Raw genomic sequence first — 26990 nt, forward strand, 5'->3', positions numbered from 1 at the left:
TTTATCGGGTTAGCCAGCAAGGTAGATCGAACGGATCAATCAGCCCAATAACCCGTTTATCATACTTCGCCGCCAAGACAAAAGGGCAAGCCTCGCGGCTTGCCCTTGTTCACATCCTGCGGCCAACGTTGGCCGCAGTCCTTCCCCGATTGTTATCCGCTTACAGCGACGGCAGCAGGCCGTCGATGGCGTAGCGGTTGTACTCGGCGCGCTGGATCAGCGCGGCAGCCTTCTGGATGTCCGGCGCGAAGTAGCGGTCCTTGTCGTAGAACGGCACTTCGGCGCGCAGGGTGGCCTTGGCGGCTTCCAGCGCTTCGGCGGCCTTGTTCGGGGCGCGGAAATCCACGCCCTGGCAGGCAGCCAGCAGTTCCACCGCCAGGATACCGGCGGTGTTGTCGGCCATGTCGCGCAGGCGGCGGCCGGCGAAGGTGGCCATGGACACGTGGTCTTCCTGGTTGGCGGAGGTCGGCAGGCTGTCAACGGAGGCCGGATGCGCCAGCGACTTGTTCTCGGAGGCCAGCGCCGCGCCGGTTACCTGGGCGATCATGAAGCCGGAGTTCACCCCGCCGTTGTTCACCAGGAACGGCGGCAGCTTGGACAGGTTGCTGTCGATCAGCAGCGCCATGCGGCGTTCGGACAGCGAGCCGATTTCGGCAATCGCCAGCGCCAGGTTGTCGGCGGCGAAAGCCACCGGCTCGGCGTGGAAGTTGCCGCCGGACAGGATGTCGTTGTCGGCAGCAAACACCAGCGGGTTGTCGGATACCGAGTTGGCTTCCACCAGCAGCACTTCCGATGCCTGGCGGATCTGGGTCAGGCAGGCGCCCATTACCTGCGGCTGGCAGCGCAGGCTGTACGGGTCTTGCACCTTGCCGCAGTCGGCGTGGGAATCGGCAATCTGGCTGCCTTTGCCCAGCAGGGAGCGGTATTGCGCGGCGGCGTCGATCTGGCCCTGGTGGCCGCGAACCTGGTGGATGCGGTCATCGAACGGGGTGCGGCTGCCCTGGGCGGCTTCCACCGACATGGCGCCGGCCACGGAAGCGGCTACGTATAGGTCTTCGGCGGCGAACATGCCTTCCAGCGCGAAGGCGGTAGATGCCTGGGTGCCGTTCAGCAGCGCCAGACCTTCCTTCGGTGCCAGGGTGATCGGCTCCAGGCCGGCGGCACGCATGGCTTCGGCGCCGTGTACGCGCTGGCCGCCCACGAAGGCTTCGCCTTCGCCGATCAGCACTGCGCTCATGTGCGACAGCGGGGCCAGGTCGCCGGAGGCGCCGACGGAACCCTTCTGCGGAATCACCGGGTAGATGCCCTTGTTGAACAGGGTGATCATCGCTTCCAGCACCAGGCGGCGGATGCCGGAGAAGCCGCGCGACAGCGAGTTGATCTTCAGCGCCAGTACCAGGCGCACGGTGGAATCCTTCATCGGCTCGCCGATGCCGGCGGCGTGCGACAGCACGATGGAGCGCTGCAGCAGTTCCAGCTCGTCCGGGGCGATCTTGGTGTTGGCCAGCAGGCCGAAACCGGTGTTGATGCCGTATACGGTGCGGTTTTCCGCCAGCACGCGCGCCACGGTGGCGGCGGAGGCGTCGATGGCGGCGTGGGCAGCCGGGTCCAGCTTGATCTGCACGGAGGCGTCACGGGCGATCAGGCGCAGTTGGGCCAGCGACAGCTTGCCCGGGGTAATGGTGATGGTGGTCATGCTGGTTCCTTCGAGTGGCCGCGACGGGGGCCCCAAGCCGGGGCTGGCGGCGGAAGCCACAGCAGCACGCGGCGCGGGTCCGTGCGTGCTGTGTATTCCGTTGCCAGCGGCTGGCGCTGGTCGCGGCAAAAAATTCAGTGGCAGCCTGCGGCCAACGTTGGCCGCAGGCTGGCCGGGTTTACTTGATCATCGGCAGCTTGAGGCCGAAACGCTTGGCGGCGGCAATGGCCTGCTCGTAACCGGCGTCGGCATGGCGCATCACGCCGGAGCCGCAGTCGTTCACCAGCACGCGAGCCAGGCGCTCGGCGGCGGCGTCGCTGCCGTCAGCCACGATCACCATGCCGGAGTGCTGCGAGTAGCCCATGCCCACGCCGCCACCGTGGTGCAGCGATACCCAGCTGGCGCCGCCGGCGGTGTTCAGCAGCGCGTTCAAGAGCGGCCAGTCGGATACGGCGTCGGTGCCGTCCTTCATGGCTTCGGTTTCGCGGTTCGGGCTGGCTACCGAGCCGGTGTCCAGGTGGTCGCGGCCGATCACGATCGGGGCCTTCAGTTCACCGTTCTTCACCATCTCGTTGAAGGCCAGGCCAGCCAGGTGGCGCTCGCCCAGACCCAGCCAGCAGATACGCGCCGGCAGGCCCTGGAAGCTGATGCGCTCGCGCGCCATGTCCAGCCAGCGGTGGGTGTGCTTGTTGTCCGGGAACAGTTCCTTGATCTTGGCATCGGTCTTGTAGATGTCTTCCGGGTCGCCGGACAGCGCTACCCAGCGGAACGGGCCCTTGCCTTCGCAGAACAGCGGGCGGATGTAGGCCGGTACGAAGCCCGGGAAGTCGAAGGCGTTAGTCACGCCCTTGTCGAACGCCACCTGGCGGATGTTGTTGCCGTAGTCGACGGTCGGGATGCCCATGGCCTGGAAGTCCAGCATCGCCTGTACGTGCACCGCGCAACCGTGGGCGGCTTCGTCGGTGAGGCGGGCGTGCAGTTCCGGCTTGGTCTGCGCGTCTTTCCACTGCTCCACGCTCCAGCCGATCGGCAGGTAGCCGTTGATCAGGTCGTGGGCGGAAGTCTGGTCGGTTACCAGGTCCGGCTTGATGCCGCCGGCCTTGGCGCGTTTCACCAGCTCCGGCAGGATTTCGGCGGCGTTGCCCAGCAGCGCGATGGACACGGCTTCCTTGCGCGCGGTGTGGTACTTGATCAGTTCCAGCGCGTCGTCGATGTCCTTGGCCTGCTTGTCCACGTAGCGGGTGCGCAGGCGGAAGTCGATGCTGCTCTGCTGGCATTCGATGTTCAGCGAGCAGGCACCGGCCAGGGTCGCGGCCAGCGGCTGGGCGCCGCCCATGCCGCCGAGGCCGGCGGTGAGGATCCACTTGCCCGACAGATCGTTGTTGTAGTGCTGGCGGCCGGCTTCAACGAAGGTTTCGAAGGTGCCCTGCACGATGCCTTGCGAGCCGATGTAGATCCAGCTGCCGGCGGTCATCTGGCCGTACATGAACAGGCCCTTGCGGTCCAGTTCGTTGAAGTGTTCCCAGTTGCCCCACTTCGGCACCAGGTTGGAGTTGGCGATCAGCACGCGCGGGGCGTTGGCGTGGGTCTTGAACACGCCTACCGGCTTGCCGGATTGCACCAGCAGGGTTTCGTCTTCGTTCAGCTCTTTCAGGCTGGCCAGAATCTGGTCGTAGCACTCCCAGTTACGCGCCGCGCGACCGATACCACCGTACACCACCAGCGCCTGCGGGTTCTCGGCGACGTCCGGGTCGAGGTTGTTCTGGATCATGCGGTAGGCCGCTTCGGCGATCCAGTTCTTGCAGTTCAGTTCGGCGCCACGGGGGGCATGGATTACGCGGGTGGCGTCAAAACGCGGGTCAGTCATGGGAGTGCTCCTAAATGGGTTGTGCTCTTGTCAGGTGTTGTTCACTGCTCGGTCCGCCCCGGCCTTCCATCCGGCGGCGGTAATGCTTCAGCGCCGCAACTGGCGCGTGATCGACCACGCCAGCCGCGCCGCCGCCTTGGCGCCGTGGCTGTCCTGATCGAATGTCGGGTTGAATTCCACCAGGTCGGCGCCGATCAGCTTGCCGCTCCTGGCGATGCGGCTCACCAGCGCTTCCACCACGCTGATGTCCACGCCGTAGCCGGCCGGGGCCGATACCGCCGGCATCTGTGCCGCCGGCAGTACGTCCAGGTCGATGGTCAGGTACACCGCATCCACGCTGTCGACGAACTCGGCCAGCTGGTGGCGGGCGTCGGCCAGCTGCCAGGCGGTCATGTCGCTGTCCAGTCGCCATTCGGCGCCAAGGTTGGCCGCAGACTGGAACAGCGCGCGGGTGTTGGCGGTTTCCGCCACGCCCAGGCACAGGTAGCGGAAGCTGTGGCCGCGCTTGGCGCATTCGGCGGCGATCTGTGCGAACGGGGTGCCGCTGGTGGCCTCCTCGGCCTGGCGCAGGTCGAAGTGGGCATCGAAGTTGACAATGCCGATGCGCTTGCCGTTGCTGGCATTGGCCAGCCCCAGCCAGTGGCCATAGGCGGTTTCGTGGCCGCCACCCAGCACCAGCGGCAGATGGCCGGCCTGCACGATGGCGGTTACCGCTGCGGCCAACCTTTGATGCGCGGCATCCAGGTCGCCGTCGTCGCAGACTACGGTGCCGGCGTCGTACAGCGGCAGCGTCGGGTGCCAGGCCAGGTTGGCCAGTGCGCGGCGCAAGGCCAGCGGGCCAGCCACGGCGCCGGTGCGGCCCTGGTTGCGGCGCACGCCTTCGTCGCAGGCAAAGCCGAGAATGGCGATGCCCGGTGCCACGCCGGCAGCCAGCGGCTGTACCGCCTGGTGCCAGCGGCGGGCCAGCTCGCCCTCGGCGGCGTCCACGCGCCCGGTCCACATGCTCATGTCGATAGTCATTGCTTAACCCTCGTGCTGCACCACGCCACGGAACACGCGGCGGGTGAGCGGATTGGTGCCGAGGCCGTATACGATCTCGGCAGGATGTTCGATGTCCCACAGCAGCAGGTCGGCAACATAGCCGGCAGCCAGGCGGCCGTGAGTGGCCGCGCGGCCCAGTGCCTGCGCAGCGTGGCGGGTGGTGCCCAGCAGCGCTTCTTCCGGTGTCAGGCCGAACAGCACGCAAGCCTGGTTCATCGCCAGCCGGATGGAGGCAAACGGACTGGTGCCCGGGTTCAGGTCGGTGGATACCGCCATGGCCACACCGGCCGCGCGCAGTTTGTCCACCGGCGGTTTCTGCGTTTCGCGCAGGAAGTAGTAGGCGCCGGGCAGCAGCACCGCCACGGTGCCGGACTTGGCCAGCGCAGCCACGCCGGCGTCGTCCAGGAATTCGATATGGTCGGCGGACAGGCCGCCGAACTCGGCCACCAGCTCGGCGCCATGCAGGTTGGACAGCTGTTCGACGTGGCCTTTCACCTGCAGGCCGTGGGCGCGGGCGGTCTCGAATACCTGGCGAGTCTGCGCCGGGCTGAAGCCCACGCCTTCGCAGAACACGTCCACCGCCTCGGCCAGGTCTTCCTGCGCTGCGGCGGGGATGATCACCTCGCACACGTGGCGGATATAGCCATCGGCGTCGCCGGCGAATTCCGGCGGCAGCGCGTGGGCGGACAGCAGCGTGGTGGAGACTTCCACCGGCAGCGCGGCTTCCAGCCGGCGCGCGGCGCGCAGCTGCTTGAGTTCGTCGGCCAGGGTCAGGCCGTAGCCGGACTTCATCTCGATGGTGGTAACGCCTTCCTTCATCAGCGCCTTCAGTCGCGGCAGGCTCACCAGCGCCAGCTCGTCCTCGTCCAGGCCACGGGTGGCGCGCACGGTGGAGATGATGCCGCCGCCTTCGGCCGCGATCTGCTGGTAGGGCACGCCGGTCAGGCGCTTTTCCCATTCCGCGGCGCGGTTGCCGCCGTATACCAGGTGGGTGTGGCAGTCGATGAAGCCGGGGGTGATCCAGCCGCCCTTGGCGTCGATGAAGTCGCCGTCGCCGAAGGCGCGCAGCGCGGCGTCCTGCGGCAGCACGGCGTGGATCATGCCGTCACGCAGCCACAGCGCATGGCCGTCCAGCGCGCCGTAGGGCGCGGTAACGGCGGCATCGCAGGTGGCGAGGCGGGCGTTGATCCACAGGGTGTCTTGGTGCTGGCTCATGGTGCGGTCCGGTGTTGCGCGATTAATTGTATATACATTTAGTTGATCGCCAGCAGCGCGTCAAGGATTTTCTTCCGCCGGGCAGTGGCAGGCGTGGCCACGACAACAACAGCAAGTGGCGGAAAAGCCTTTAAAAAACAACAGGCCACGCATTGGCGTGGCCTGTTTTACAGTGTTGCGTAAATGTATATACATTTAGCCAGCAGCGCTGCCCTCAGCGCTTGCGTACCCGCGTCTGCGAGCGCAGCTTGTACTTGGCGCCCGGGTGCAGCAGGCGGGCGAAACTCACCAGATGCTTGCCGGACCAGGTACGGCGCAGTACGCGCAGGCACGGGTCGCTGCCGTCCACCCCCAGCAGCCGGCATTCGTCGCTGGCCGGCAGCACCGCCTCCACCGTGTGTTCCACGTCGGACAGCGGGCAGGTGCGCATCAGGTAGGCGTTGGGGGTTTCACGGCTGAAATCCTGCCGCAGGTAATCCGGCGCCCACTGCGGGTTGACGTAGCGTTCCTCGATCTGGATCGGGCTGTCGTTCTCGAAATGCACGATCAGCGAGTGGAACACCGCCGCGCTCACCGCCAGCCCCAGCCGCAGCGCCACTTCCTCGCTGGCAGCCTCCTCGCGCACGAAGTGCACCGCCGCACGGTACTGGTGGCCGCGGGTGGCGATTTCCTCGGCGATATTGTTCACGTCCAGCAGCGGCGATTCCGCCTTGCGCTCGGCGACATAGGTGCCGTCGCCGGCGTAGCGCAGCAGCACGCCGGCCTCGGCCAGGTCGCGGATCGCCTTGTTCACCGTCATGCGCGAGACGCCGAACTGCCGCGCCAGCTCCACCTCGGGCGGAATCTTAGCGCCGGGGGCGAAGCTGCGGCTCTTGATGCCGTCGAGGATGTAGTCGCGGATGCGCAGGTAGTGCGGCTTGGAGGCGGTCTTGGGCGTGCTCATGCCGGCATTGTAAGGGAAAGCGTGGCAACAGGTTGGCCGCACCACGGCGGCCAACGGTGGGGAACCGACAGCTCAGCCCAGCTGTTCGGCCAGGAACTGCAGCGTGCGGCCATGTGCCAGCGCGGCGGCACGCTGGTTGTACATCTTGGGGCGACCCCAGCAGTTGAAGCCGTGCTCCACGCCGGGGTAGTCGCAGAACTGCGCATTGGCCTTGCCGGCGAACGCCTGCTTCACCTGCGCCACCAGCTCCGGGGTGATGTGCGCGTCCTGCTGCGCGTAGTGGAACAGGATCGGCATGGTGATCTGCTCGGCCAGCTCCAGGTTGCGGTGGATGCCGCCGCCGTAGTAGCACACCGCGGCATCGGCCTGGCTCAGCGCCGCGGCACGGAACGCCAGCTGGCCGCCCAGACAATAACCCAGCGTGGCCACCTTGCCGCTGACCTGCGGCATGGCGCGCAGCGCATCAACTGCCGCCGCTACGTCGCTGGCGGCCAGCGCGGTGTCCACCTGCTGGTAGTAGCCGAAGGCCTGCTGGCTGCCGGCATCGTCGTAGGCCAGATCCACCCGCGGTGCCAGGCGCCAGAACACGTCCGGCGCCAGCACCACGTAGCCGTCCAGCGCGTACTGCTCGGCCAGCGCGCGGATATGCTCGTTCACGCCCCAGATTTCCTGCACCAGCACGATGCCGGGGCCGTGGCCGGCTGGCGGCAACGCCAGGTAGCCGGAAAAGGTGTCACCTTGCGCGGTGGGCAGATCGATCCAGCGAGAATTCACGGTTGATGCTCCTATACAGGTTGGCCGCAGGCGGGTGCTACTGGCAATGTGGCGGCAACTGCTGCATTGTAGCCGGCAGCAATAGATAAAGGTGCCGGCGGCGGCCGAACGACGGCGCCGCAGAATGGTCTGAACCAGGCAGCCGGTATTCAGCGCCGCGAACCGAAGCGCCCGCCCTGCAAAGCGGGGTGGCGCGCAGCGCAGTGTTCAGATGCACCGCATGACAAAAAGTGCCAGCAAGGATGTCATCATGTCCCACCCAGTCCACCCCGATCTGCTCCCGCCGGGCGTCCGCGCCATCGACATTGCCCCCGGCCTGCCCGGCCTCGCCTTCCAGCACCCGGCGTTCAGCGCCACCCTGAGCCTGTACGGCGGCCAGCTGCTGGATTTCACCCCCACTGGCGGCCAGCCGCTGTTGTACCTGTCGCCGCAGAGCCGTTTTGAAGACGGCAAGGCGATACGCGGCGGCGTGCCGCTGTGCTGGCCGTGGTTCGGCGCCCACCCGCAGGATGCCGGCCAGCCGCAGCACGGCGTGGCGCGCACCGCGCCGTGGACGGTGAGCGCGGTGGCGCGCAGCGACGACGGGTTTCACGTGAAACTGGCCGGGCCGCGCCCTGAATTGCATGGCAGCACGCTGGAAGCCAGCCTCACCCTGCAGCTGGGCCCCGGCGTGGACATCGCGCTCACCAGCCGCAACCTGGGCAACGAGCCGGCCAGCGTCAGCGCCGCGCTGCACAGCTACCTGGCGGTGAGCGATCTGCGCGACATCCACCTCTCCGGGCTGGAAGGCGCCGGCTACCACGACAAGCTGCGCGCCGAACATGCCACCCTGCCGGCGCAGCCGTGGCGATTTACCGCCGCCACCGATGCCATCGTCGCCGCCGCCGGCCCGTGCCAGCTGCACGACCCCGGCTGGCAGCGGCGCATCGCCATCAGCAGCAGTGGCTCGGCCAGCACCGTGGTGTGGACGCCGTGGCAGCAGGGTGCGGCCAACATGGCCGACCTGCCGGACGACGGCTGGCAGCGCTTCCTGTGCGTGGAGGCGGCCAATGCCGGCAGCGACGCCCGCCTGCTGGCGCCGGGCGCCAGCCACACGCTGCGGCAGCAGCTGCAGTTACTGGCGCTATAATCGCCGCCTTGAACCCGCTTTATCGAGATCTGCAGCAATGATGATGCAACCCGACCGGCTGGACCGGTTCTTTCCCATCACCTACCCCAACGGCGCCACCGTCAGCCGTTTCGCCAAGCCCTGCCCGCACTGCCAGCAGCTGGTGAAGGCCAACGCCATGCAAGGGGTGGCGATGCTGCTGCAGGACAAGGTGTTCGTACTGGCCGACGGCGAGTGCCCGCACTGCCAGCACCGCTTCGTGGTGAAGTGCGTGATCGATGCCTACAAGCGGGTGTTCCCGGTGCAGCTGCCGGTGTTCCTGTACCGCTGGCTGCTGCGCTGGGGCGCGCGGCGCCAGCTCAAGCTGTTCCGCCAGCAGCCGCAGTGGCAGCGCGCACGCCAGCTGGTGGAAGCGCTGGACCCGGAGCAGGTGAAAGAGGCGGTAAGCCAGCTCACCAGCCGCCTGCTGGCCGACAGCGAGTCGGTGGAGAAATCCGCCGACATCGTCGGCCGCTTCCAGAACCTGCCCATCCATGCCTGGCTGCGCCACGATGGCCGCACGCTGGTGTTCGACCGCGCCGCGGCCGACAGCGACGCACAGTTCCAGCTGCAAAGCGGCGAGGTGCTGTTCGACAGCCGGCTGATCTACAAGGAAGTCGGCCCGCAACAGGCCTGAGGCCGCCAGCTCCCTGGCGCCAGACATGCTGGCGCGCCCCCACGCCAACCCTGCCCGCCCACGCCGGCAGGGTTGTTTTGCGTCCGCCCGACGGCCACTGCCGGACCGACCGGCGCACCTGACAGGCCGGCTGCCCAGCCGCGCCGGCCGCCTTGTTCACCGCGTGCAAGGCAGCACGCCGCAGTCGCTGCGCCTCTTGCGCCACGATACTGGCAACGACTTTCCCGCGCCGCCGGCCAGCGGCGCATGCCGCCTGCGCGTTCGGTTTTTCGTGCACGCCACCAGCCCGGCTTACAGAAAACCGAACCGCCGGCAGCTTTGTTAAAAAAATATTTCTTTGAAATTAATTGCTTATCGCAAATTATGGAAAGGACATGGCGGGCACGAATCGTGCAGGCTGGATGAGGTTGCACGAGAAGCAGGCCGCAGAGCCTGCCCGCCTACCGGGCGCAAGCCGACTGTCGTCGCCGCGCCCGCCACCCCGCGGCCCGGCGGCTGGGATGCCCGGGCCGTTGCAGTCAACAAAGGAGAATCATCCATGCAGTCTTCCCGTATCCGTCGCCCGTTCGCGCTCGGTGCCGTGGCCCTGGGCCTGGCGCTGGCGTTTTCCCCGCTCGTGTCGCAGGCCGAAGCGCCGGTCGCCGCGCCGGTGGTCAAGTACGACTACGATCAGGACATCTTCCACCCGGTGTATGCCAAGCACGGCATGGTGGCCGCCGAGCACGAGCTGGCCAGCCGCATCGGCGTGGAAGTGCTGAAGCGCGGCGGCAACGCCGTCGATGCCGCCGTAGCGGTCGGCTTCGCGCTGGCGGTGGTGCTGCCCAACGCCGGCAACCTCGGCGGCGGTGGCTTCATGATGCTGCACGACAGCAAGAGCGGCCAGGACGTGGCGCTCGACTTCCGCGAGATCGCCCCGGCCAAGGCCAGCCGCGACATGTATCTGGACGCCAAGGGCAACGTGGCCGACGGCCGCTCGACCTACACCCACCTGGCGGTCGGCGTGCCGGGCACGGTGGCCGGCATGGAGCACGCGCTGCAGCGCTGGGGCACGCTGAAGCTGGCCGAGCTGATCGCGCCGGCGATCAAGCTGGCCGAGGACGGCTTCGTGGTCAGCCCGACCATGGCCAAGATGCTGGAGGTGGAGAAGGACAACCTCGGCAAGTGGGACAGCACGCGCGCCATCTTCTTCAAGAACGGTCGCCCGCTGCAGCTGGGCGACAAGCTGGTGCAGAAGGACCTGGCCAAGTCGCTGCGGCTGATCGCCAAGCATGGCAGCAAGGTGTTCTACCAGGGCGAGATCGGCGACAAGATCGTGGCCGAGATGGCGCAGCACGGCGGCCTGATCGGCAAGGACGATCTGAAGAACTACAAGGTCGAGGAACGCGCGCCGGTGAGCGGCGACTACCGCGGCTACAAGGTGGTGTCGATGCCGCCGCCGAGTTCGGGCGGCACCCACATCATCCAGATCCTCAACATGCTGGAGCGCTACCCGCTGGCGCAGTACGGCGTGAACAGCGCGCAGACCATTCACCAGATGGCCGAGGCGATGAAGCTGGCCTACGCCGACCGCGCCGAGTACCTGGGCGACCCGGGCTTCGTCAAGGTGCCGGTGAAGGGGCTGACCTCGAAGCAGTACGCCAACGAGCTGGCGCAGAAGATCGACCCGGTCAAGGTGCTGCCGGCCGCCGCCATCAAGCCGGGCAAGCCGCAGCCGTATGAGAGCGACCAGACCACGCACTACTCTATCGTCGACGCCAAGGGCAACGCGGTGGCGGTGACCTACACGCTGAACCTGAACTTCGGCAGCGGCATCGTCGCCAAGGGCACCGGCATCCTGCTCAACGACGAGATGGACGACTTCTCGGCCAAGCCGGGCGTGCCGAACGCCTACGGCCTGATCGGCGGCGAGGCCAACGCCATCCAGCCGGGCAAGCGTCCGCTGTCGTCGATGTCGCCGACGCTGGTGCTGAAGAACGGCAAGCCGTGGCTGGTGACCGGCAGCCCGGGCGGCGCGCGCATCATCACCACCACGCTGCAGACCATCGTCAACGCCATCGACTTCGGCATGAACCCGGCCGAAGCGGCCTCGACGCCGCGCGTGCATCACCAGTGGCTGCCGGACGAGCTGCGCGTGGAGAAAGGCCTGAGCCCGGACACGCTGGCGATCCTGCAACAGCAGGGCTACAAGGTGGCGGTGAAGCCGACCATGGGCCGCACCCAGACCATCCAGCTGCGCGACGACGGCCTGTATGGCTACTCCGACCCGCGTAACCCGGATGGCGCCACGCTGGGCTACTGAGCACGCCGCAGCGCGGCATAGCGCTGCCGCTCGCCGCAGCGGCGCGTAACGCCATCGCCACAGCCCTGTCAGCCGACGCTGGCAGGGCTGTTTGCTGTGCGGAGCGAAATACTGTGGGTATGCCGTCCGGTAGCGCGGCGGGCAGCACCGGCCTGCCTGGACGGTCTTGAAGGTTTAGCGCGCGGCACGGCTGCCGCTTGCTTGACCGGCGGCAGCCGGCGCGGACTTGCCGCCTTGCCCCCGGCTAGCCCGCCAGCTGGCCGGCGATCAGCTGCAGCATGCGCTGGCTGGCGCCGCGGTGCTGCGCGGTGAACGCCAGCCCGGCCGCGCGCATCGCCTGGCGGGCCGGCGCATCCTGCAGCAGCACCAACGCCGCCGCCACCAGCGCGGCGGCATCGCTGACCTGGCGCGCCGCGCCGGCGGCCAGCGCCAGGCTGGCAGCCTCGGCGAAGTTGTAGGTGGATGGGCCGAGCAGCACCGGCAGGCCGACGCTGGCCGGCTCGATCAGGTTCTGCGCGCCGAAATCCAGCAGCGAGCCACCGACGAAGGCCACATCGGCGGCGGCATAGTAGGCGAACAGCTCGCCCATGCTGTCGCCCAGCCAGACATCGGTCGTGGCGGCCAGCGGCAGCCCGTCGCTGCGCCGCTGCACGGCGAAGCCCATATCTGCGGCCAACGTTGCCACGTTATCGAAGCGCTCCGGATGGCGCGGCACGATCAGCAGCAGTGCATCGCCGCGCGGCGCCGCCTGCCACGCCTGCAGGATCAACGCCTCCTCGCCGTCGCGGGTGCTGGCGCACACCCACACCGGGCGCTGGCCGATGCGCTGGCGGAAGGCCTGCCCCAAGGCCAGCTGCTCCGCCGGCGGGGTGAAATCGTACTTGCTGTTGCCACACACGCGAACGTTGGCCGCACCCAGCTGCCGCAGCCGTTCGGCATCGGCCTCGCTCTGTGCCGCCACCGCGCTCAGCGCGCGCAGCGCCGGGCGGATCAACGGCCCGATGCGGCGATAGCCGCGCAGCGATTTTTCCGATAGCCGCGCATTGAGCAGGAACAGCGGCACGCCGGCGTCGCGGCAGGCGTGCAGCAGATTGGGCCACAGCTCGGTTTCCATCAGCACGCCGAAACGCGGCCGCAGCGCGGCGATGAAGCGGCGCACGCTGCCGGCGCGGTCATACGGCAGGTAGCGGATTTCCGCCTCCGGGTACAGCTCCAGCGCAGTGGCGCGGCCGGTGGGCGTCATCTGGGTGATCACCAGCCGCGCGGCCGGATACTGCTGGCGCAGCAGTTTTACCAGCGGCAGCGCGGCGCGGGTCTCGCCCACCGATACCGCGTGCAGCCAGATCACCTCGCCGCCGGTACTGCGCGGCAGATCGCGGCCGAAGCGTTCATCCCAGTGCTCGAGATAGGCCGGTGCCTGCCGTGCGCGCTTCCTTAGATAGCGTTTCAGCAGCGGCGTGAGCAGCGGCCACAGCGCGCGGTAGGCAAGGCGCGCGATCACGCCGCGCCCCGGCAGCGCGCCAGCACCGCCAGCACCGCGTCCACCGCCGGAATCACCCCGGCATGGCCGATGTTGGCCGCACGCGCGGTTTCCACCACCCCGGTCAGCGCCGGGTCGGTATCGGTGTAGATCGCCACCAGCGGCACATCCAGCGCATTGGCCAGGTGGGTGAGGCCGGTATCCACCCCCACCACCGCCGCGGCATGGCCGAGCATGGCGGCGGCGTCACGCAGCCGCATTTTCGGCGCCACCAGCGCGCCGGGAATGGCGGCGGCCAAGCTTTGCGCGCGCTGCTGTTCCTGCGCATTGCCCCACGGAATCACCGTCGCCAGGCCCTGTGCCTGCAGCGCATGCGCCAGCGCCTGCCAGTGCGCCTCCGGCCACAGCTTGCTGTCGCGGCTGGTGGCGTGCAGCAGCACCCAGTACGGCGCGCTCGGCAGCCAGTCGGGGCGCGCCCCGGCGCGGATGCCGAACACCGGCGCGCCGCTGTACTGATAGCCAAAGGCGGCGGCGAACAGCTGGCGATTGCGTTCGATGGCCGACAGCTGGCGGCTGACCGGGTAGCGGCGCTGGTAGAAGCGGCTGGCCAGCGGCTCGCGGATGCTGGCGGCGTCGTAGCCGGCCAGCGGGCCGTTGGCCAGCTTGCCCGGCAGCGCGCTTTTCAGCAGGCCCTGCGCGTCCAGCACCAGATCCCAGCGCGTGGCGCCGAGGGTGCGACGCAGGCCGGCGATCTCGCACCAGGTGCGGCGTTGCAGCAGGTGTTTGCGCCAGCGGCGCCAGGCAATGGCAATGGTGCGCGTGACCTGCGGGTGCAGGCCGGGGATATCCACAAAGGCTTCTTCTGCCAGCCAGCTGACCGCGACATCCGGGCGGGCGCGCGCCAGGTCGGACAGTGCCGGAAAGGTGTGGATCAGGTCTCCCATCGAGGAAGTGCGCAATAACAGGAGGTTTTGCATGCGCCGGATTGTACGAGCGGGCCTGTGGTTAACCAAGTAAAATCGCCCCGCAGCATTTGTGGATAAGCCGCTGTGGATAAGAAACGCGATATTTACCCACAACTGCTCAGCACACTGCCGGTAGTAGTAACCCACCGCTCATCAACAAGCTAAGCTACTGTCAGGTCAAGGTTTTTGACTGTTATCCACATTTTTTGCCGTCTTTATCTTTATCTTCAATATAAATACGGGAAAAAAGAGAACAGCAGGATGACAGCAACGGCGGCAGTGCAAAAAACAGTGCTGCACAGCCCGGGTGGAACACTGCACGCTCAGCATGTGGACAACTGCGTTCTGCAGAAAAAGCGTAAAACTATCCACAACTGCTGCACCAGCCATCCCTGCGTGGCAACACAGCTTGCAGGCGGCAGTAACATCCTGAAAACAAAACTGAAAAACGGTTTATCCACAGACAGCGGCAGCCTTCATCTGTCTTCATCTTTTTAAAAATTGGACAACATTAGAAATATGTCTGAACCGCTAAGCCTGGTGCTCATTACCAAAAACGCAGAGGCACTACTGGAGAAGTGTCTGCAAAGCTGTGCTTTTGCCGACGAGATCGTGGTGGTGGATTCCGGTAGCAGCGACAGTACATTGGCAATAGCTTCTGCCTATAAGGCCAAAGTTATCCACCAGGACTGGCTGGGTTTTGGTCCGCAGAAGCAGTTTGCGGTGGCGCAGGCCAGCCACGATTGGGTGTTGTGCCTGGATGCGGATGAATGGCTGTCGGAAAAACTGGCCAGTGAAATCAAGCACTTGCTGGCAGACCAGCAGCGGCTGGCCGCTAGCGGCGCCTGGCGCTTCGCGCGCAGCAACAAGTTCATGGGCCGCTTCCTGCAGTTTGGCGAGGGCTACCCGGATTACAGCCTGCGGCTGTTCGACCGCCGCCGCGCCGGCTGGTCGGACGACCTGGTGCATGAATATGTGCACAGCCACGGCCTGGTCGGCACCGTGGCCGGCGACCTGATGCATGAATCGGGCGAGGACATCGCGCTGTACCTGAGCAAGCAGAACCGCTACACCAGCTTGCAGGCGGAAAGCCTGTATCAACGCGGGAAAACCGCGGGGATTGGCAAGCTGCTGTTCAGCCCGCTGCTGCGCTTCGTGAAGTTCTACCTGGCAAGACAGGGTTTTCGCGATGGCCTGCCCGGTTTTGTCCACATCAGCATTGGTTGCTTTAACAGCTACAGCAAATACGCCAAGCTGATTGAGCTGCAGCGCTTGGCCAAACAGGCCGCGGAACGCTGAGCAACGCCGGCAGCGGCAGCCTGGGCGCCGCCGCCACACTTATCCACAGGCGGTGACCACCGCCGGCGGCGGATGGGCTGATTCCGCCTTTTTTACCCGCTGCCGCCGACAGGCCGCTGCGGCCAACCTTTATCCACAGCGGCGAGCATGACGATACGTTTTCCTGCCCCATTGCAGCCCGGTGACCGCATCGCCGTCTGCGCGGTGTCCTCCGGCGTTCCCGCGCTGCTGCAGGGCCGGCTGGATGCCTCGCTGCAGGCACTGCGCGCCGCCGGTTTCCAGGTACTGGAAGGCGCCACGCTGCGCCGGCAACAGCACGGCGCCAGCGGCAGCGCTGCCGAACGGCTGGCGGATCTGCAGCGTTTCCTGTACGACCCGACCATCCGCGCCATCCTGCCGCCGTGGGGTGGCGAGCTGGCGATGCAGCTCTTGCCCGGCATCGATTTTTCCCGCCTGGCCGGCTTGGCGCCCAAGTGGCTGTGCGGTTTTTCCGATATTTCGACGCTGGCAGTGCCGCTGACGCTGCGTGCCGGCTGGGCCACGCTGCATTCTCCCAATGTGTTCGACCTGAGTGAGCCGGCACGGCAACAGGAAATGCAGGCGCTGTGGCATAGCTGGCGCTACGGCTTGCCGCCGCAGCAAAGGGCCGCCAAGCGCTTTTGGCGTTTTGGTGACCCTTTGGTGACGGAAAGCAGCCGCGTGCGCGTACTGGGCGCTACAAGCGCCGTAATGGCGGGGCGGCTGATCGGCGGCTGCCTGGATGTGCTGTCGCGGCTGGTGGGCACGCCGTATTTCGATCTGACGGCTTTCAAGTAACAGCCGGCGCTGCTGTATCTGGAAAATTGCGAGCTAGCGCCCTGCGAGCTGATGCGGGCGCTGCTCGGCATGCGGCTGGCTGGCGTGTTCGATGGTCTGGCCGGGCTGGTGTTGGGGCGCAGCAGCGGGCCGGATGCGATGGCTGACGGCGAGCTGGATTACCAGGCTGCGGTGCAGCAGGCATTGGCCGGGCTGGCCTGCCCGGTGGTGCTGGATGCCGATATCGGCCATGTGCCGCCGCAGTGGTGCCTGTTGAATGGCGCCTGGGCGCGGCTGGAGGTCAGTGAGGGGACGGCGTTGTTGCAGCAGTGCCACCCGCTACCGCGGGCGGCAGGGTAATCAGCGGCCGATGCTGTATTGCAGCCAGCACAACAGGCCAAGGTTGGCCGCAATGGTGGCCTTGTAGCGCCATTGGAAGCCCGGCTTGCTGGATTTGTGGCGCAGCCGCTGTTGCGCCAGCAAGGCGCCGGGCCAGCCGCCCAGCAGCGCCAGCAGGTGCAGGGTATTTTCGCGGATGCGCCAGCGCTGTTGCTGCGCGGCGCGTTTGTCGTGGGCGTAGACGGCGTAGGTCAGCAGGCTCTGCAGCAGGTAGAACACGGCGACGCCGGCCGGCAGGTAGCCCAGCACGCTGACGCCGCCCAGCAGCACGGCAAACAGCAACAGTAGCGCCGGTACGCCGCGCTGGCGCCGTGGCGGCGGTGCCGGCCGCAGCCGCGAGCGGCCGGGCAGGCGGACTTCCTGCTGGCGGATGTCCAGCGCGGTGAGGCGGCCCTGCGGATCCCGGCTCACGCAGTAGCTCAGCACATCGCCGTTGCGGGGCGTATGGTGCAGGCGGCTGAAGGCGCGCCGTTGCACATAGGCAGGCTTGCTGCCGTCCATCGGGCTGACAAAGCCGATGCCCAGATCGTCATGCCAGTTATGTAGCCTGCCCTGTAAGCGCATGTTTGTAAGGGGTTACTGTTGAACACCACGGTATTTTCTATACAAACAGCATTTATGACAAATGTTTTGATGGCGCCGGCCGCTGTCGCGCGGCCGGGCGTTTACACGCTGTAGTCGCCCCACACCGTCTGCATGGCGCCGACAGCGGCCAGCGCGGCGGTTTCGGTGCGCAGGATGCGCGGACCGAGTTTCAGCGGCGTGCAGCCGGCGGCGATGGCGCTGCTCTCCTCGCCAGCGGACAGCCCGCCTTCCGGCCCGGCCAGCAGCCATGCCGCGGTGGGCTGGCTGGCAATATCGGCCAGCCGGCGGCTGCCCAGCGGCGACAGCAGCAAATGGGCATCGGCCGGCGGCAAGACGGCCAACCATTGCTTCAGCGTGAGGATGGGGCGCACCTCGGGTATCACATTGCGCCCGCTCTGCTCGCAGGCGGCGATCACGATCTCCTGCCAGCGCTGTACGCGCTTGTCGGCACGCTCGCCGGCCAGCTTGACGATGCTGCGCTCGGTGGCCAGCGGCTGGAACGCGCTGACCCCCATTTCCACCCCCTTCTGCAGCGTGAACTCCATGCGGTCGCCGCTGGAGATGGCCTGCGCCAGCCCCAGCCACAGCGGCGACTCGCGGCTGATGTCGTCGAAACGCGCGATGCTGCAACTGGCGTCGCGCTTGCCGATACTGTCGAGGGTGGCCTGATATTCGCCACCGCGGCCGTTGAACAGGGTGATGGCGTCGCCCTCGCGCAGGCGCAGCACCTGGATGTGGCGCACCACCTCGGCCGGCAGCGCGTACTGTTCTGCCGTGGTCAACACAGCGTCGATGAAAAACCTTGGCATTGCGTGTTGCCCGTAACTGTCGATGACGGTATTTTGCTTGTTTTGCTGCAGATGCAACAACCACGGCGTGCAGCAGGGCCCGCATCCGGGCCGCCAGCGCTGCCGCGGCTACCCGCCGCGGCATCACACCACACAGCGGGAGAAGGCTTTGCAGGTAGTCGATGAGGTAATCAAGGTCGTACGCGCGGTCGCCCACAGCGAGGTGATGCCGCGCTTCCTGCGCGTGGGCAAGACGCGCAAGGAAGACGGCTCGCTGTTTACCGAAGCGGACCTGGCCTGCCAGTCGGCATTGCAGCAACAGCTGCCGCAGATCCTGCCGCACCCGGTGCTGGGCGAAGAAATGAGCATCGAGGAGCAGGACGCGCTGTGGGCGGCCAACCCGCACGGCCTGTGGGTAGTGGATCCGATCGACGGCACCACCAACTTCGTCAACGGCCTGCCGTATTTCGCCATCTCGGTGGCGCTGGTGATCGATGGCAAGAGCGAGCTGGGGGTGATCTACAACCCGGTGTCCGATGAAGTGTTCTACGCCCGCCGCGGCCACGGCGCCTTCCTCAACGGCCAACGCCTGCCGCTGAAATCGATGGCCAACAGCATGGGCGACGCTATCGCCGCGGTGGAAATCAAATACCTGCGTTCCGGCAAACTGGCGGCGCGCATGGGCAGCGTGGCGCCGTTCGGCAGCCAGCGCAGCATGGGCTCCAGCACCCTGGACTGGTGCTTCCTCGCCGCCGGCCGCTACGACCTGTACCTGCACGGCGGCCAGCGGCTGTGGGACTACGCCGCCGGCGCGGTGATCCTGGAAGAAGCTGGCGGCCGCATCGCCAGCCTGTATACCGACGACTACTGGGCCGACACGGTGTGGAAGCGCTCGGCCATCGCCGCGCTGGATCCGGCGCTGTTCGCGCAGTGGCACCGCTGGGTGCGTGCCAACCAGTAACACGCAGCCTCCCCGATAAATTTGCGGCCAACCCGGCAACAGGTTGGCCGCAAGTATTTTGGCGGCTACTTGGGGGCAGTCCTGCCGCCGGCTCAGTCGCCGGCCAGCCAGCTGCCGGCCGCCAGCCAGGCGGCAAAATCGTGCGCCATGTCGGCGCCGAGCTGGTGTCCGCCCGGGTAGCGCCGCAGCTGGTGCTGCACGCCAAGATCGCTCAGCCAGGCCGTGGCGCGTTCGGCCCAGGCGATTGGCAGCTTGTCGTCCAGCTCGCCGTGGCCGATGAACGCCGATAGCCGCGCCAAGTCCGTTTTTTCGCCGATGATGGGCGCAATTTCCGGAAGGATACGCCCGCTGAGCAGGCCAAAACCGGCCACCTGTCGCGGCGCGGTCAGCGCCACGCCGGCGCTCATGATGCCGCCCTGGCTGAAGCCGGCCAGCACGGTATGCGCCGCATCGATGCCGTACTGCGCCTGCAGGCTGGCGCACAGGTGCAGCAATTGCTGGCGGCTGTTTTCCGCCTGTTGCGCATCGATACGCGGGCCATCCGCGCCGAAGCTGACCTGGAACCAGCCATACTGCTGCGGGCCGAACACCAGCGGCGCGCGCAGCAGCACCAGCTGCAGCCGCGGATCCAGCAAGGGCTGCAGGCCGGCGAGATTCAGCTCGTTGCCGCCCACGCCGTGCAGCAGCAACAACAGCGCCTTGGCCGGCTGCTGGCTGGCGCGCGGCAAGGCGCGGTAGATCAGGCCGGAAGCGGCGTCTTCGATGGCGGGTGGCAGGCTGCTGGCGGTCATGGGCGGTCCTTGGCAATAGGTGGGAATCAGGCATTGTGCGCCGCGCAGGCTGGTGGATAAACCGGCTGCCGGTAAAGGGATTGTTGCCGCTGGTGACACAATGTGGCGGTTTGGCTGTGCCGGCACTGCCCGGGGCTGGTCGTGCCGGCAAGCGTGCGGCCAATCCCAGGCAAGGTTGGCCGCAGCCAGCGGGTAGATCAATCCGGAGTTCCTCAGTAGGGCCGTTTGCCTGCCTTGCCCAGCCAGACGTCGGCTTCCCGCTCATCCTGCGCTACACCGTTGCCTTCCAGGTACATCATGCCCAGGCTGAACTGCGCCTCGCGCAGATCCTGCTCGGCAGCCTTGCGATACCAGTGCACTGCCTGTTCAGCATTCATATCGATGCCTTGCCCGTAGCGATACATATTGCCCAGGTTGTTCTGTGCCAGTGCATAACCCTGGTTGGCAGCCAATTGGTACCAGTGCACGGCCTGGGCCCAGTCATAGGGTACGCCGCGCCCTTCGGCATAGAGCTTGCCCAGATTGTTGCGGGCAATGCTGTCGCCCTGCTCCGCCGCCTTGCGGTACCAGCTGGCAGCCTGCGCGGCATCGCGCGGCAATCCCTTGCCGGCATCGTACATCTGCCCCATCACGCGTTGTGCCCTGGCATCCCCGCGCTGGGCGGCCTGTTGCATGCTGTTTGCCGCTAGCAGATCCTGCCGGCTGAGGCCCACATTATTTTCGAACAGGCGCAGCAACTTGAAGCTGGCATCGTCATCGCCTTGTGCAGCAGCCTGCCGGAACCAGCTTTCGGCAGCAGCAAAATCCATGGCTACGCCACGACCCTGCTGCAGCATTTCCCCCAGATTGGTCTGGGCCGATGGCAGGCCCTGTTCGGCAGCCTTGCGGTACCACATCACTGCCTCGGTAGCATTCTGTTCCACGCCCAGGCCGTACTGGTACAGCGCGCCCAGGCTGTCCTGGGCCTTGGCCAGACCCTGCGCGGCTGCCTTGCGCAACCACACTGCCGCATCGCTGAAACTCTGCGTTACACCCTGGCCGTTCTTGTATTGCATACCCAGCTTGTACTGGGCCGCTGCCAGGCCCTGTTCCGCCGCCCGGCGGTACCAGCCGGCGGCCTGATGGATATCGCTTGGCAGCCCCTTGCCGGATTCGTGCATCAGGCCGGTCAGATACTGGGCGTTGGCATCGCCTTGCTCTGCGGCTTGCCGGTACTGACTGGCTGCCAGGATGGTTTCCCTGCTGAGGCCGGGCAGACCGAGAAACAGTCTCTGCAGATTGCGCTTGGCCTCCGCATGGCCTTGTGCCGCGGCTTTGCGGTACAAGTCTTCTGCGGCGGCCAAATCCATCTTCAGCAGTTTTCCGTACTGGTAAAACGTGGCGAGTTCATTCTGTGCGTCCGCCTGTCCCTGGTCGGCCGCCTTGCGGTACCAGTCCAGCGCCTGGGCGATATCAGTCGGCACGCCCTGCCCGTACAGGTACAGCCTACCCAGGCAGTATTGCCCGTCTGCGTCCCCTTGCTGGGCCGCCTTGCGCAGCCAGGCCAGACCTTCGCCATCGCTTTGCGGCTTTGCCTGGCCTTGCAGGATCGCCAGGCCGAGTATGCGCATCGCCCTGGCATCGTTGTTCCCGGCGGCGTTGCGTAGCCAGTCCTGTGCGCCGGCGGCATCTTGTGGGGTGCCCGCGCCTTTGAGACTGAGCAGGGCGGTGATGAGCAGGGATTCCTGCTGCCCCTGCTCGGCGGCTCTGCGGAACCAGACCAGCGCGGTGGCCTCATCTTTTGGCATGCCCTGGCCATGCAGGTACAGCACGGCCAGATTGTGCTGTGCCGCTGCCAGACCATGTTCGGCGGCCTTGCGATACCATCTAGCGGCCCTGGCAAAATCCTGGGCCACTTCATTGCCTTTTTCATAGCGCAGCCCCAGCCGGAACTGGGCCGCGACATCGCCGTGCTCGGCGGCGCTTTCGTCACCGTTCAGGCTGATGGCAGGCGCGGTCTGGGGGGTATTTTCGGGGAGTGACTTAAGCACGCGCGCCTGCGTGGTTGCAGGCAGCAGCAAGGTGGACAGCAGAACGGCAAGCGGAATGAGCGGTTTCATGCGGCGGAGTCCGGAGTGGGGGCACAAATATTGTGCGGCTCAGGATAGCAAAATATTCCCATGGTATTGAAAGGCTTATGACACAGGTCGCCACGGCATGGCTCTGGCCGGGACTGTCATTGCAACATGCCTGCGGGCTTACTGCAGTTTGAGTTGTGCGAAGCTGTTCCCCTGCGCGGCTGCCTTGCGGAACCAGTGTTGCGCCTGCTGCGGGTCTTTGGTCACCCCGTTGCCTTCCAGGTACACCATGCCCAGTTTGAACTGGGCTTCCGCCAGCCCTTGCTCGGCAGCCTGGCGGTACAGGCTCAGCGCCTGCGCCATGTCCTTGTCCATGCCTCTGCCCCATTCGTACATGCGACCCAGATTGAGTTGTGCCTGTGCCAGGCCCTGCGCAACAGCTTTCCGGTACCAGGCGGCGGCAATGGCGGCATCAATCGGGATGCCGCGACCGTTGTCATACAGCTCGGCCAGCGCGTTCTGGGCGCGGGCATCCCCTTGTTCCGCTGCCTTGGCATACCACAGCCGCGCCTGCTGCAAGTCGCGCAGCACGCCCCATCCCTGCTGGTACAGCACGCCCAGATGGTACTGGGCAATCATGTCTCCCTGCTGCGCCGCCTTGCGATACCAGATGGCTGCCTGGTCGGTGTTTGACGGCATGCCCTTGCCGGCATCATGCATCAGCCCGATCTTGCGCTGGGCGACTGCATCGCCCCGTGCCGCCGCCTGGAGATATTGTTTGGCCGACAGGATGTCTTCCTTGCTCAAGCCGTAATCGTTGGCGAACTGCAATTCCAGTGCTTTTGCGGCCAGGGAGTCGCCACCATCTGCGGCCTGTTGCAACCAGTAGGCGGCAGCGGTCGGGTCCACGCCGCTGCCATGATCATTCTGGTACATCCGGGCCAGAGCCGACTGGGCCGCGGTAGATCCCTGTTCGGCCGCCTTGCGGTACCAGAGCATGGCTTGTTGCTCGTCTGCCGCAGCGCCAAACCCATGCTGCAGCATGTAGCCCATGGCATGTTGTGCCTGCGGGAGATCCTGCTCGGCGGCCCTGCGGAACCAGACCAGCGCGGTGGCCTCGTCTTTTGGCACGCCCTGGCCATTCAGATACAGCACGGCCAGGTTGTGCTGTGCCGCTGCCAGACCATGTTCGGCGGCCTTGCGATACCAGCGGATGGCCCTGGCATAGTCCTGGGCCACCTCATTGCCTTTTTCGTAGCGCAGCCCCAGCCGGAACTGGGCCGCGACATCGCCGTGCTCGGCGGCGGTTTCATCTCCGCTCAGGCTGATGGCCGGCGCAGTCTGGGGGGTATTTTCGGGGAGCGACTTAAGCACGCGTGCCTGTGTGGCAGCAGGCAGCAGCAAGGAGATCAGCAATATGGCCAGCGTGGTACGGGTTTTCATGCGCAGGGTCCGGAAGCAAGGCGGCTAGGAATAAGCGGACAGCATACGATAACCACGGCTCCGGCCGGCAGGATGCATGACAAAAAAATGCGGCCAACCTTTTCCCAAAGGTTGGCCGCAAGCAGTTGTAGCAATGCCTCAGCGCAGCACGATCAGCATGCTGCCGGCCACGCTGGCGGCGGCGCCCAGCCAGGCCAGGGCCGGCGGGCGCTGGCCCATTACCGCCCACAGCATCGGCAGGATCAGCACCGGGGTCATCGCCGTCAGTATGCCCACGGTGGCGACGTTGCCGCCTTTCAGCGCCAGCATCACCAGCGTCATGCCCACGCCCTGGCCAACCAGGCCGTTGAGCACGGTCTGGCCGAACAAGCGCGGCGCCAGCGGGCTTTGCAGCCGCGCATGGCGGTTGCCGCTGGCCCACAGCAGCCAGTGCGCGGCGCAGCTGACGGCGATGCGCAGACCGTTGGCGGCAATCGGGTCGATGCCGGCGGCCATCACCGGTTTGGCGAGGAAGGTGCCCAGCGCCTGACACAGCGCCGCGGTGAGCGCCAGCGCCACGCCCAGCTTGAGGCCGTGGCTGTGTTCCCAGTGGTGCTGCTGGCTGTCGCGGCGGCCGAAGGCGATGGCGCACAGCACGCCGGCGAACACCAGCAGGCTGCCGGCTGCTGCCGCCAGACTCAGCCGTTCGCTGAGCAGCAGCACGCCCAGGCTGACCGAGAATACCGAATGGGTGGCGAACAGCAGGCCGGTGCGGCGCGGGCCGATGCGGTTCATGGCGGCGAACATCAGCGTGTCGCCGAGGAAGATGCCGGTAAGGCCGGAGGCGGCCAGTAACGCCAGCTGGCTGGCGTTGAGCAGCTGCCAGCCGCCGCTGGCCAGCGCGATGCCGCCCAGCAGCAGGGTGAGCAGGCTCAGGCGGACGCGGGTGAAGCCGAAGGAGCCCAGCTGCCGCGACGGCGTGGCGCCGATGATGGAGCTGAGTGCCCAGCAGGTGGCGGCGCCCAGCGCTGCCAGATCGTAGAACAGCATGGTTATTTTGTACTCGCTGAAGGTTGCCACTCGGGATACGCCGGCACGTCGGTGTACGCCAGCCAGGCAAGGTCATGGCTGCACCAGATATGCGCGCTCGGCCGTTGTGCTGGTGTGTCGTCCAGCGTGGCCACACGCAGGATCACATGTGGCTGCACGGGTCTTTCTGCCAGCAACTGGCTGCCGCAGACGCGGCAGAAGTAACGTAGCTTGCCGGGAGAGGATTCGTAACGGCTGAGCAGCTCCTGCCCTTGCAGCCAGCGGAAATGCTGGCGCAGCACACCTGCGGTACTGGCAAAGGCGGCGGCATGTGCCTTGCGGCAGGTGTGGCAGTGGCAATGCTGGATCGGCATGTCCAGCTGGTCTACCTGGTAGCGCACGCCGCCGCACAGGCAGCTGCCGTGCAAGGCTTGCTCAGTCATGCGCGTCTTCCTCCAGCAGGGTGATCTCCACCCGCTCCTTGCCCTTGCCCACGTTCCTGCGCTTCAGCGCGATGCGGCCAACCTCGCCGGTGTGCCTGAGGTGGGTGCCGCCGCACGGCACGCGGCAGTAGCCGGGCACTTCCCAGTAGCGGCGCTCGGTCGCCGCATCGGCAAAGGCGCTGACGATGGCGCTGTCGGCGTCGATCAGCGCCTGCACCCTGGTGGCGATGGCGGCCAGCTGCGGGGTGATGGGCTGCGGCAGCGCAAAGTCGATGCGCGCCTTGTGTTCGCCGATATGGGCGCCGATTTTTTCCACGCCGTCGAAGTCGCGGTAGATGGTTTCCAGCGTCAGCTCGGCGGCGAAGTGCAGCCGCATCAGCCGGTAGCGGCGCGGCCAGTCGATGTGCACGCTGACCGCGTCGCCGGCGTGCAGGCCGTGGTCGGTGGCCAGGGTGTAGACGATGTCCTGCCCCTGCTTTTCCGCCAGCAGCACCGGCTGGCCGGCGATGCTGCCGCTGTCGCTTTCCTGGCCGCCGCTCGCGGCGTAGAAGATGCTGGCCTGCAGGGTGATGCGCGGCCCGTCGACGCTGGCGACGCGGGTGAGCAGCGTGCACAGGTAGGGGTCGTCCCAGAAGACCTTGTGCGTCATGGCTGGCCCCGTTCGCGCGCCAGCCGCTGGTAGATGTCCGGTTCCACCCGTTCCATGATGCGTTCCGGCGCGCTCAGCGCGGCAAAGCCGTACTGCGCGTACAGGCCGTGGGCGTCGGCAGTGGCCAGCATGAAGCGGCGCAGGTTCTGCAGCTGCGGGTGGGCGTCGATATGGGCCATCAGCGCCTTGCCCACGCCCTGGCCGCGCACGCTGTCCAGCACGAACACATCGCCGAGGTAGGCGAAGGTGGCGTAGTCGCTGATCACCCGCGCGAACGCCACCTGGCGGCCGTGCTGGTCGTAGCCGCCGATGCACAGCGCGCCGTCCAGCGAGCGTTCGAAGATGTCGCGCGGCAGGCCGCGCGCCCAGTAGGATTCGCCGCTCAGGTAGCGGTACACCATGTCGCGGTCCAGCCGCTGCTTGTCGCTATCGAATTCGATGCTCATGTCTGCCTCTCCTTGCAGTCTGTAACGCTACTGCCGGCCCGCGGTGGCGGCAAGTTACAGCGGCAGAACACTGTGTGATGGCGCTGTATCAATGGCAATGCGGCCAACCCGTTGCCAGGTTGGCCGCATCGTGTGTGCTGGTGAACGCTTGCTGCCGCAGTGTTGTCACACCCGGAGCAAGGTCGCGCTTACGCCTGCTGTAGCCGGCGCTCCTTCCAGTAGCTCAGCAGGCCGTGGCCGGAATACAGCGCCAGCGCCAGCCAGATCAGGCCGAAGCCCAGCGCGCGCGCCTGGCCGAACGGTTCGCCGAACAGCCACACCCCCAGCCCGAGCTGGATCGACGGCCCCAGGTACTGGATCAGGCCGACGGTGGCCAGCTTCAGCCGCCGCGCGCCGCTGGCGAACAGCAGCAGCGGAATGGCGGTGACCACGCCGGCGCCGGCCAGCAGCGCATCGATGGCCACGCCCTGCTGGCCGAAGGCGGCGCTGCCCTGCCACTGGAACCACAGCAGCGCGGCGGCGGCCACCGGAGTGAGCAGGAAGGTTTCCAGCGCCAGCCCTTCCAGCGATGGCAGCGGCGCTTTCTTGCGCAGCAGGCCGTACAGGCCGAAGGTGGCGGCCAGGCCCAGCGCGATCCACGGCAAGGCGCCGGCGCTGAGGGTGATCCAGCCCACCCCCAGCGTGGCCAGCGCTACCGCGGCGGCCTGGGTGCGGGTCAGCCGTTCGGCCAGGAACAGCCGCCCCAGCAGCACGTTGACCAGCGGGTTGATGAAGTAGCCGAGGCTGGCCTCCACCACGTGGCCGGCATTCACCGCCCAGATATAGATCAGCCAGTTGCCGGACAGCAGCAGCGACGACAGCGCGAAGATGCCGACCCGGCGCGGCTCGCGCACCGCGGCGCCCAGCCACGCCCAGTTGCGCTGCCACAGCAGCACGATGGCGACGAACAGCGCCGACCACACGATGCGGTGGCACAGGATCTGCAGCGCCGGCACCTGGTGCAGCGGTTTCCAGTACAGCGGGAACAGGCCCCAGATGAAGAAGGCACCGATGGCGTACAGCACGCCGCGGCTGGTTTCGTGTTGCGGGTTCGACATGATGATGACCAACGTTGGCCGCATGGGCTTGTGGCCCGGCGGCAGGGATAGAGCCTGCACTGTAACCATCCGCCGCGCCAGTCTCAATCGCTGTATCGGAAACGGACTGTTCAGCTCGCCTTTGCTGCAATGGCACATAAGCCGCAGTTGGCCGCCCCGGTGCCG

The 26990-nt window shown here is 66.6% G+C and carries 26 protein-coding genes; 8 read left to right on the forward strand and 18 right to left on the reverse strand.

Annotated features, from left to right (window positions below; genetic code table 11):
• Positions 1-160 precede the first annotated feature (160 nt).
• From hutH to ACFOLG_RS04180, 6 genes are all read right to left on the reverse strand, one after another.
• Positions 161-1696 carry a histidine ammonia-lyase gene (hutH, locus tag ACFOLG_RS04155; protein WP_386088707.1) on the reverse strand — a complete coding sequence of 512 codons (1536 nt, stop codon included), beginning with the start codon at positions 1694-1696 and terminating at the stop codon, positions 161-163.
• Between the two features lie 178 nt (positions 1697-1874).
• Positions 1875-3563 (reverse strand): urocanate hydratase, encoded by a 1689-nt coding sequence (hutU, locus tag ACFOLG_RS04160; RefSeq protein ID WP_386088709.1) that lies wholly within the window; start codon positions 3561-3563, stop codon positions 1875-1877.
• 87 nt (positions 3564-3650) lie between these two features.
• Positions 3651-4571, reverse strand: a complete 921-nt coding sequence (gene hutG, locus ACFOLG_RS04165; RefSeq protein ID WP_386088711.1) for a formimidoylglutamase — start codon at positions 4569-4571, stop codon at positions 3651-3653.
• A gap of 15 nt (positions 4572-4586) precedes the next feature.
• Positions 4587-5819, reverse strand: a complete 1233-nt coding sequence (gene hutI, locus ACFOLG_RS04170; RefSeq protein WP_386088714.1) for an imidazolonepropionase — start codon at positions 5817-5819, stop codon at positions 4587-4589.
• A gap of 214 nt (positions 5820-6033) precedes the next feature.
• On the reverse strand, positions 6034-6762 hold the full coding sequence (gene hutC, locus ACFOLG_RS04175; protein WP_386088716.1) for a histidine utilization repressor: 729 nt from the start codon (positions 6760-6762) through the stop codon (positions 6034-6036).
• 72 nt (positions 6763-6834) lie between these two features.
• The gene (locus ACFOLG_RS04180; RefSeq protein WP_386088718.1) at positions 6835-7536 is read right to left on the reverse strand and encodes a dienelactone hydrolase family protein; all 702 of its coding nucleotides are present in this window, start codon (positions 7534-7536) and stop codon (positions 6835-6837) included.
• 250 nt (positions 7537-7786) lie between these two features.
• Between ACFOLG_RS04180 and ACFOLG_RS04185 the strand changes: the two genes are divergently transcribed.
• The 3 genes from ACFOLG_RS04185 (at position 7787) to ggt (ending at position 11619) form a co-directional block, all read left to right on the forward strand.
• On the forward strand, positions 7787-8665 hold the full coding sequence (locus tag ACFOLG_RS04185; RefSeq protein WP_386088720.1) for a D-hexose-6-phosphate mutarotase: 879 nt from the start codon (positions 7787-7789) through the stop codon (positions 8663-8665).
• A 37-nt stretch (positions 8666-8702) separates the two neighbouring features.
• Positions 8703-9320 (forward strand): hypothetical protein, encoded by a 618-nt coding sequence (locus tag ACFOLG_RS04190; protein WP_386088722.1) that lies wholly within the window; start codon positions 8703-8705, stop codon positions 9318-9320.
• Positions 9321-9858: 538 nt separating this feature from the next.
• Positions 9859-11619 (forward strand): gamma-glutamyltransferase, encoded by a 1761-nt coding sequence (ggt, locus tag ACFOLG_RS04195; protein WP_386088724.1) that lies wholly within the window; start codon positions 9859-9861, stop codon positions 11617-11619.
• 244 nt (positions 11620-11863) lie between these two features.
• On the opposite strand, the gene waaA is transcribed toward ggt, so the two are convergent.
• Together waaA and waaC are read right to left on the reverse strand one after the other, a co-directional pair.
• Positions 11864-13120, reverse strand: coding sequence for a lipid IV(A) 3-deoxy-D-manno-octulosonic acid transferase (gene waaA, locus ACFOLG_RS04200; protein ID WP_386088727.1), 1257 nt, complete (start codon positions 13118-13120; stop codon positions 11864-11866).
• On the reverse strand, positions 13117-14076 hold the full coding sequence (gene waaC / locus ACFOLG_RS04205) for a lipopolysaccharide heptosyltransferase I (RefSeq protein ID WP_386088729.1): 960 nt from the start codon (positions 14074-14076) through the stop codon (positions 13117-13119). Before waaC ends, waaA begins: the two co-directional genes overlap by 4 nt.
• Positions 14077-14250: 174 nt before the next feature.
• On the opposite strand from waaC, the gene ACFOLG_RS04210 reads away from it, so the two are divergent.
• The 4 genes from ACFOLG_RS04210 (at position 14251) to ACFOLG_RS04225 (ending at position 16518) form a co-directional block, all read left to right on the forward strand.
• On the forward strand, positions 14251-14562 hold the full coding sequence (locus ACFOLG_RS04210; protein WP_386088731.1) for a hypothetical protein: 312 nt from the start codon (positions 14251-14253) through the stop codon (positions 14560-14562).
• A gap of 21 nt (positions 14563-14583) precedes the next feature.
• Positions 14584-15363, forward strand: a complete 780-nt coding sequence (locus ACFOLG_RS04215; RefSeq protein WP_386088734.1) for a glycosyltransferase family 2 protein — start codon at positions 14584-14586, stop codon at positions 15361-15363.
• Between the two features lie 147 nt (positions 15364-15510).
• Positions 15511-16179 (forward strand): LD-carboxypeptidase, encoded by a 669-nt coding sequence (locus ACFOLG_RS04220; RefSeq protein ID WP_386088736.1) that lies wholly within the window; start codon positions 15511-15513, stop codon positions 16177-16179.
• 18 nt (positions 16180-16197) lie between these two features.
• Positions 16198-16518 carry a hypothetical protein gene (locus tag ACFOLG_RS04225; protein WP_386089316.1) on the forward strand — a complete coding sequence of 107 codons (321 nt, stop codon included), beginning with the start codon at positions 16198-16200 and terminating at the stop codon, positions 16516-16518.
• Here the strand turns inward: ACFOLG_RS04225 and ACFOLG_RS04230 are convergent, their stop codons facing one another.
• Both ACFOLG_RS04230 and ACFOLG_RS04235 read right to left on the reverse strand, forming a co-directional pair.
• Entirely contained in the window at positions 16519-17121 is a 603-nt protein-coding gene (locus ACFOLG_RS04230; protein ID WP_386088738.1) for a DUF1294 domain-containing protein, read from the reverse strand.
• 101 nt (positions 17122-17222) lie between these two features.
• Positions 17223-17951 (reverse strand): 16S rRNA (uracil(1498)-N(3))-methyltransferase, encoded by a 729-nt coding sequence (locus ACFOLG_RS04235; RefSeq protein WP_386088740.1) that lies wholly within the window; start codon positions 17949-17951, stop codon positions 17223-17225.
• Positions 17952-18099: 148 nt separating this feature from the next.
• Here ACFOLG_RS04235 and ACFOLG_RS04240 point away from each other — a divergent pair, with 148 nt between their 5' ends.
• Positions 18100-18891 (forward strand): inositol monophosphatase family protein, encoded by a 792-nt coding sequence (locus tag ACFOLG_RS04240; RefSeq protein WP_386088741.1) that lies wholly within the window; start codon positions 18100-18102, stop codon positions 18889-18891.
• 92 nt (positions 18892-18983) lie between these two features.
• Here ACFOLG_RS04240 and ACFOLG_RS04245 read toward each other — a convergent pair whose 3' ends face one another.
• From ACFOLG_RS04245 to rarD, 8 genes are all read right to left on the reverse strand, one after another.
• A complete protein-coding gene (locus ACFOLG_RS04245; protein ID WP_386088743.1) occupies positions 18984-19682 on the reverse strand; it encodes an alpha/beta hydrolase in 699 nt (232 codons plus the stop codon).
• Between the two features lie 212 nt (positions 19683-19894).
• Positions 19895-21781: an SEL1-like repeat protein gene (locus ACFOLG_RS04250; RefSeq protein ID WP_386088745.1), complete on the reverse strand. Its 1887-nt coding sequence runs from the start codon at positions 21779-21781 to the stop codon at positions 19895-19897.
• Between the two features lie 138 nt (positions 21782-21919).
• Positions 21920-23182, reverse strand: coding sequence for a tetratricopeptide repeat protein (locus tag ACFOLG_RS04255; RefSeq protein ID WP_386088747.1), 1263 nt, complete (start codon positions 23180-23182; stop codon positions 21920-21922).
• A gap of 138 nt (positions 23183-23320) precedes the next feature.
• Positions 23321-24211 (reverse strand): DMT family transporter, encoded by an 891-nt coding sequence (locus tag ACFOLG_RS04260; protein ID WP_386088750.1) that lies wholly within the window; start codon positions 24209-24211, stop codon positions 23321-23323.
• A 2-nt stretch (positions 24212-24213) separates the two neighbouring features.
• Complete coding sequence (locus tag ACFOLG_RS04265; protein ID WP_386088752.1) at positions 24214-24633, reverse strand: GFA family protein; 420 nt, start codon at positions 24631-24633, stop codon at positions 24214-24216.
• Positions 24626-25282: an alanyl-tRNA editing protein gene (locus tag ACFOLG_RS04270; protein ID WP_386088753.1), complete on the reverse strand. Its 657-nt coding sequence runs from the start codon at positions 25280-25282 to the stop codon at positions 24626-24628. Before ACFOLG_RS04270 ends, ACFOLG_RS04265 begins: the two co-directional genes overlap by 8 nt.
• Positions 25279-25728 (reverse strand): GNAT family N-acetyltransferase, encoded by a 450-nt coding sequence (locus ACFOLG_RS04275; RefSeq protein ID WP_386088756.1) that lies wholly within the window; start codon positions 25726-25728, stop codon positions 25279-25281. Before ACFOLG_RS04275 ends, ACFOLG_RS04270 begins: the two co-directional genes overlap by 4 nt.
• A 188-nt stretch (positions 25729-25916) precedes the next feature.
• A complete protein-coding gene (rarD, locus tag ACFOLG_RS04280; protein ID WP_386088758.1) occupies positions 25917-26825 on the reverse strand; it encodes an EamA family transporter RarD in 909 nt (302 codons plus the stop codon).
• Between the last annotated feature and the right edge of the window lie 165 nt (positions 26826-26990).

The sequence above is a fragment of the Vogesella facilis genome, assembly GCF_042648525.1.
GTDB classification, from domain to species: Bacteria; Pseudomonadota; Gammaproteobacteria; order Burkholderiales; family Chromobacteriaceae; genus Vogesella; species Vogesella facilis.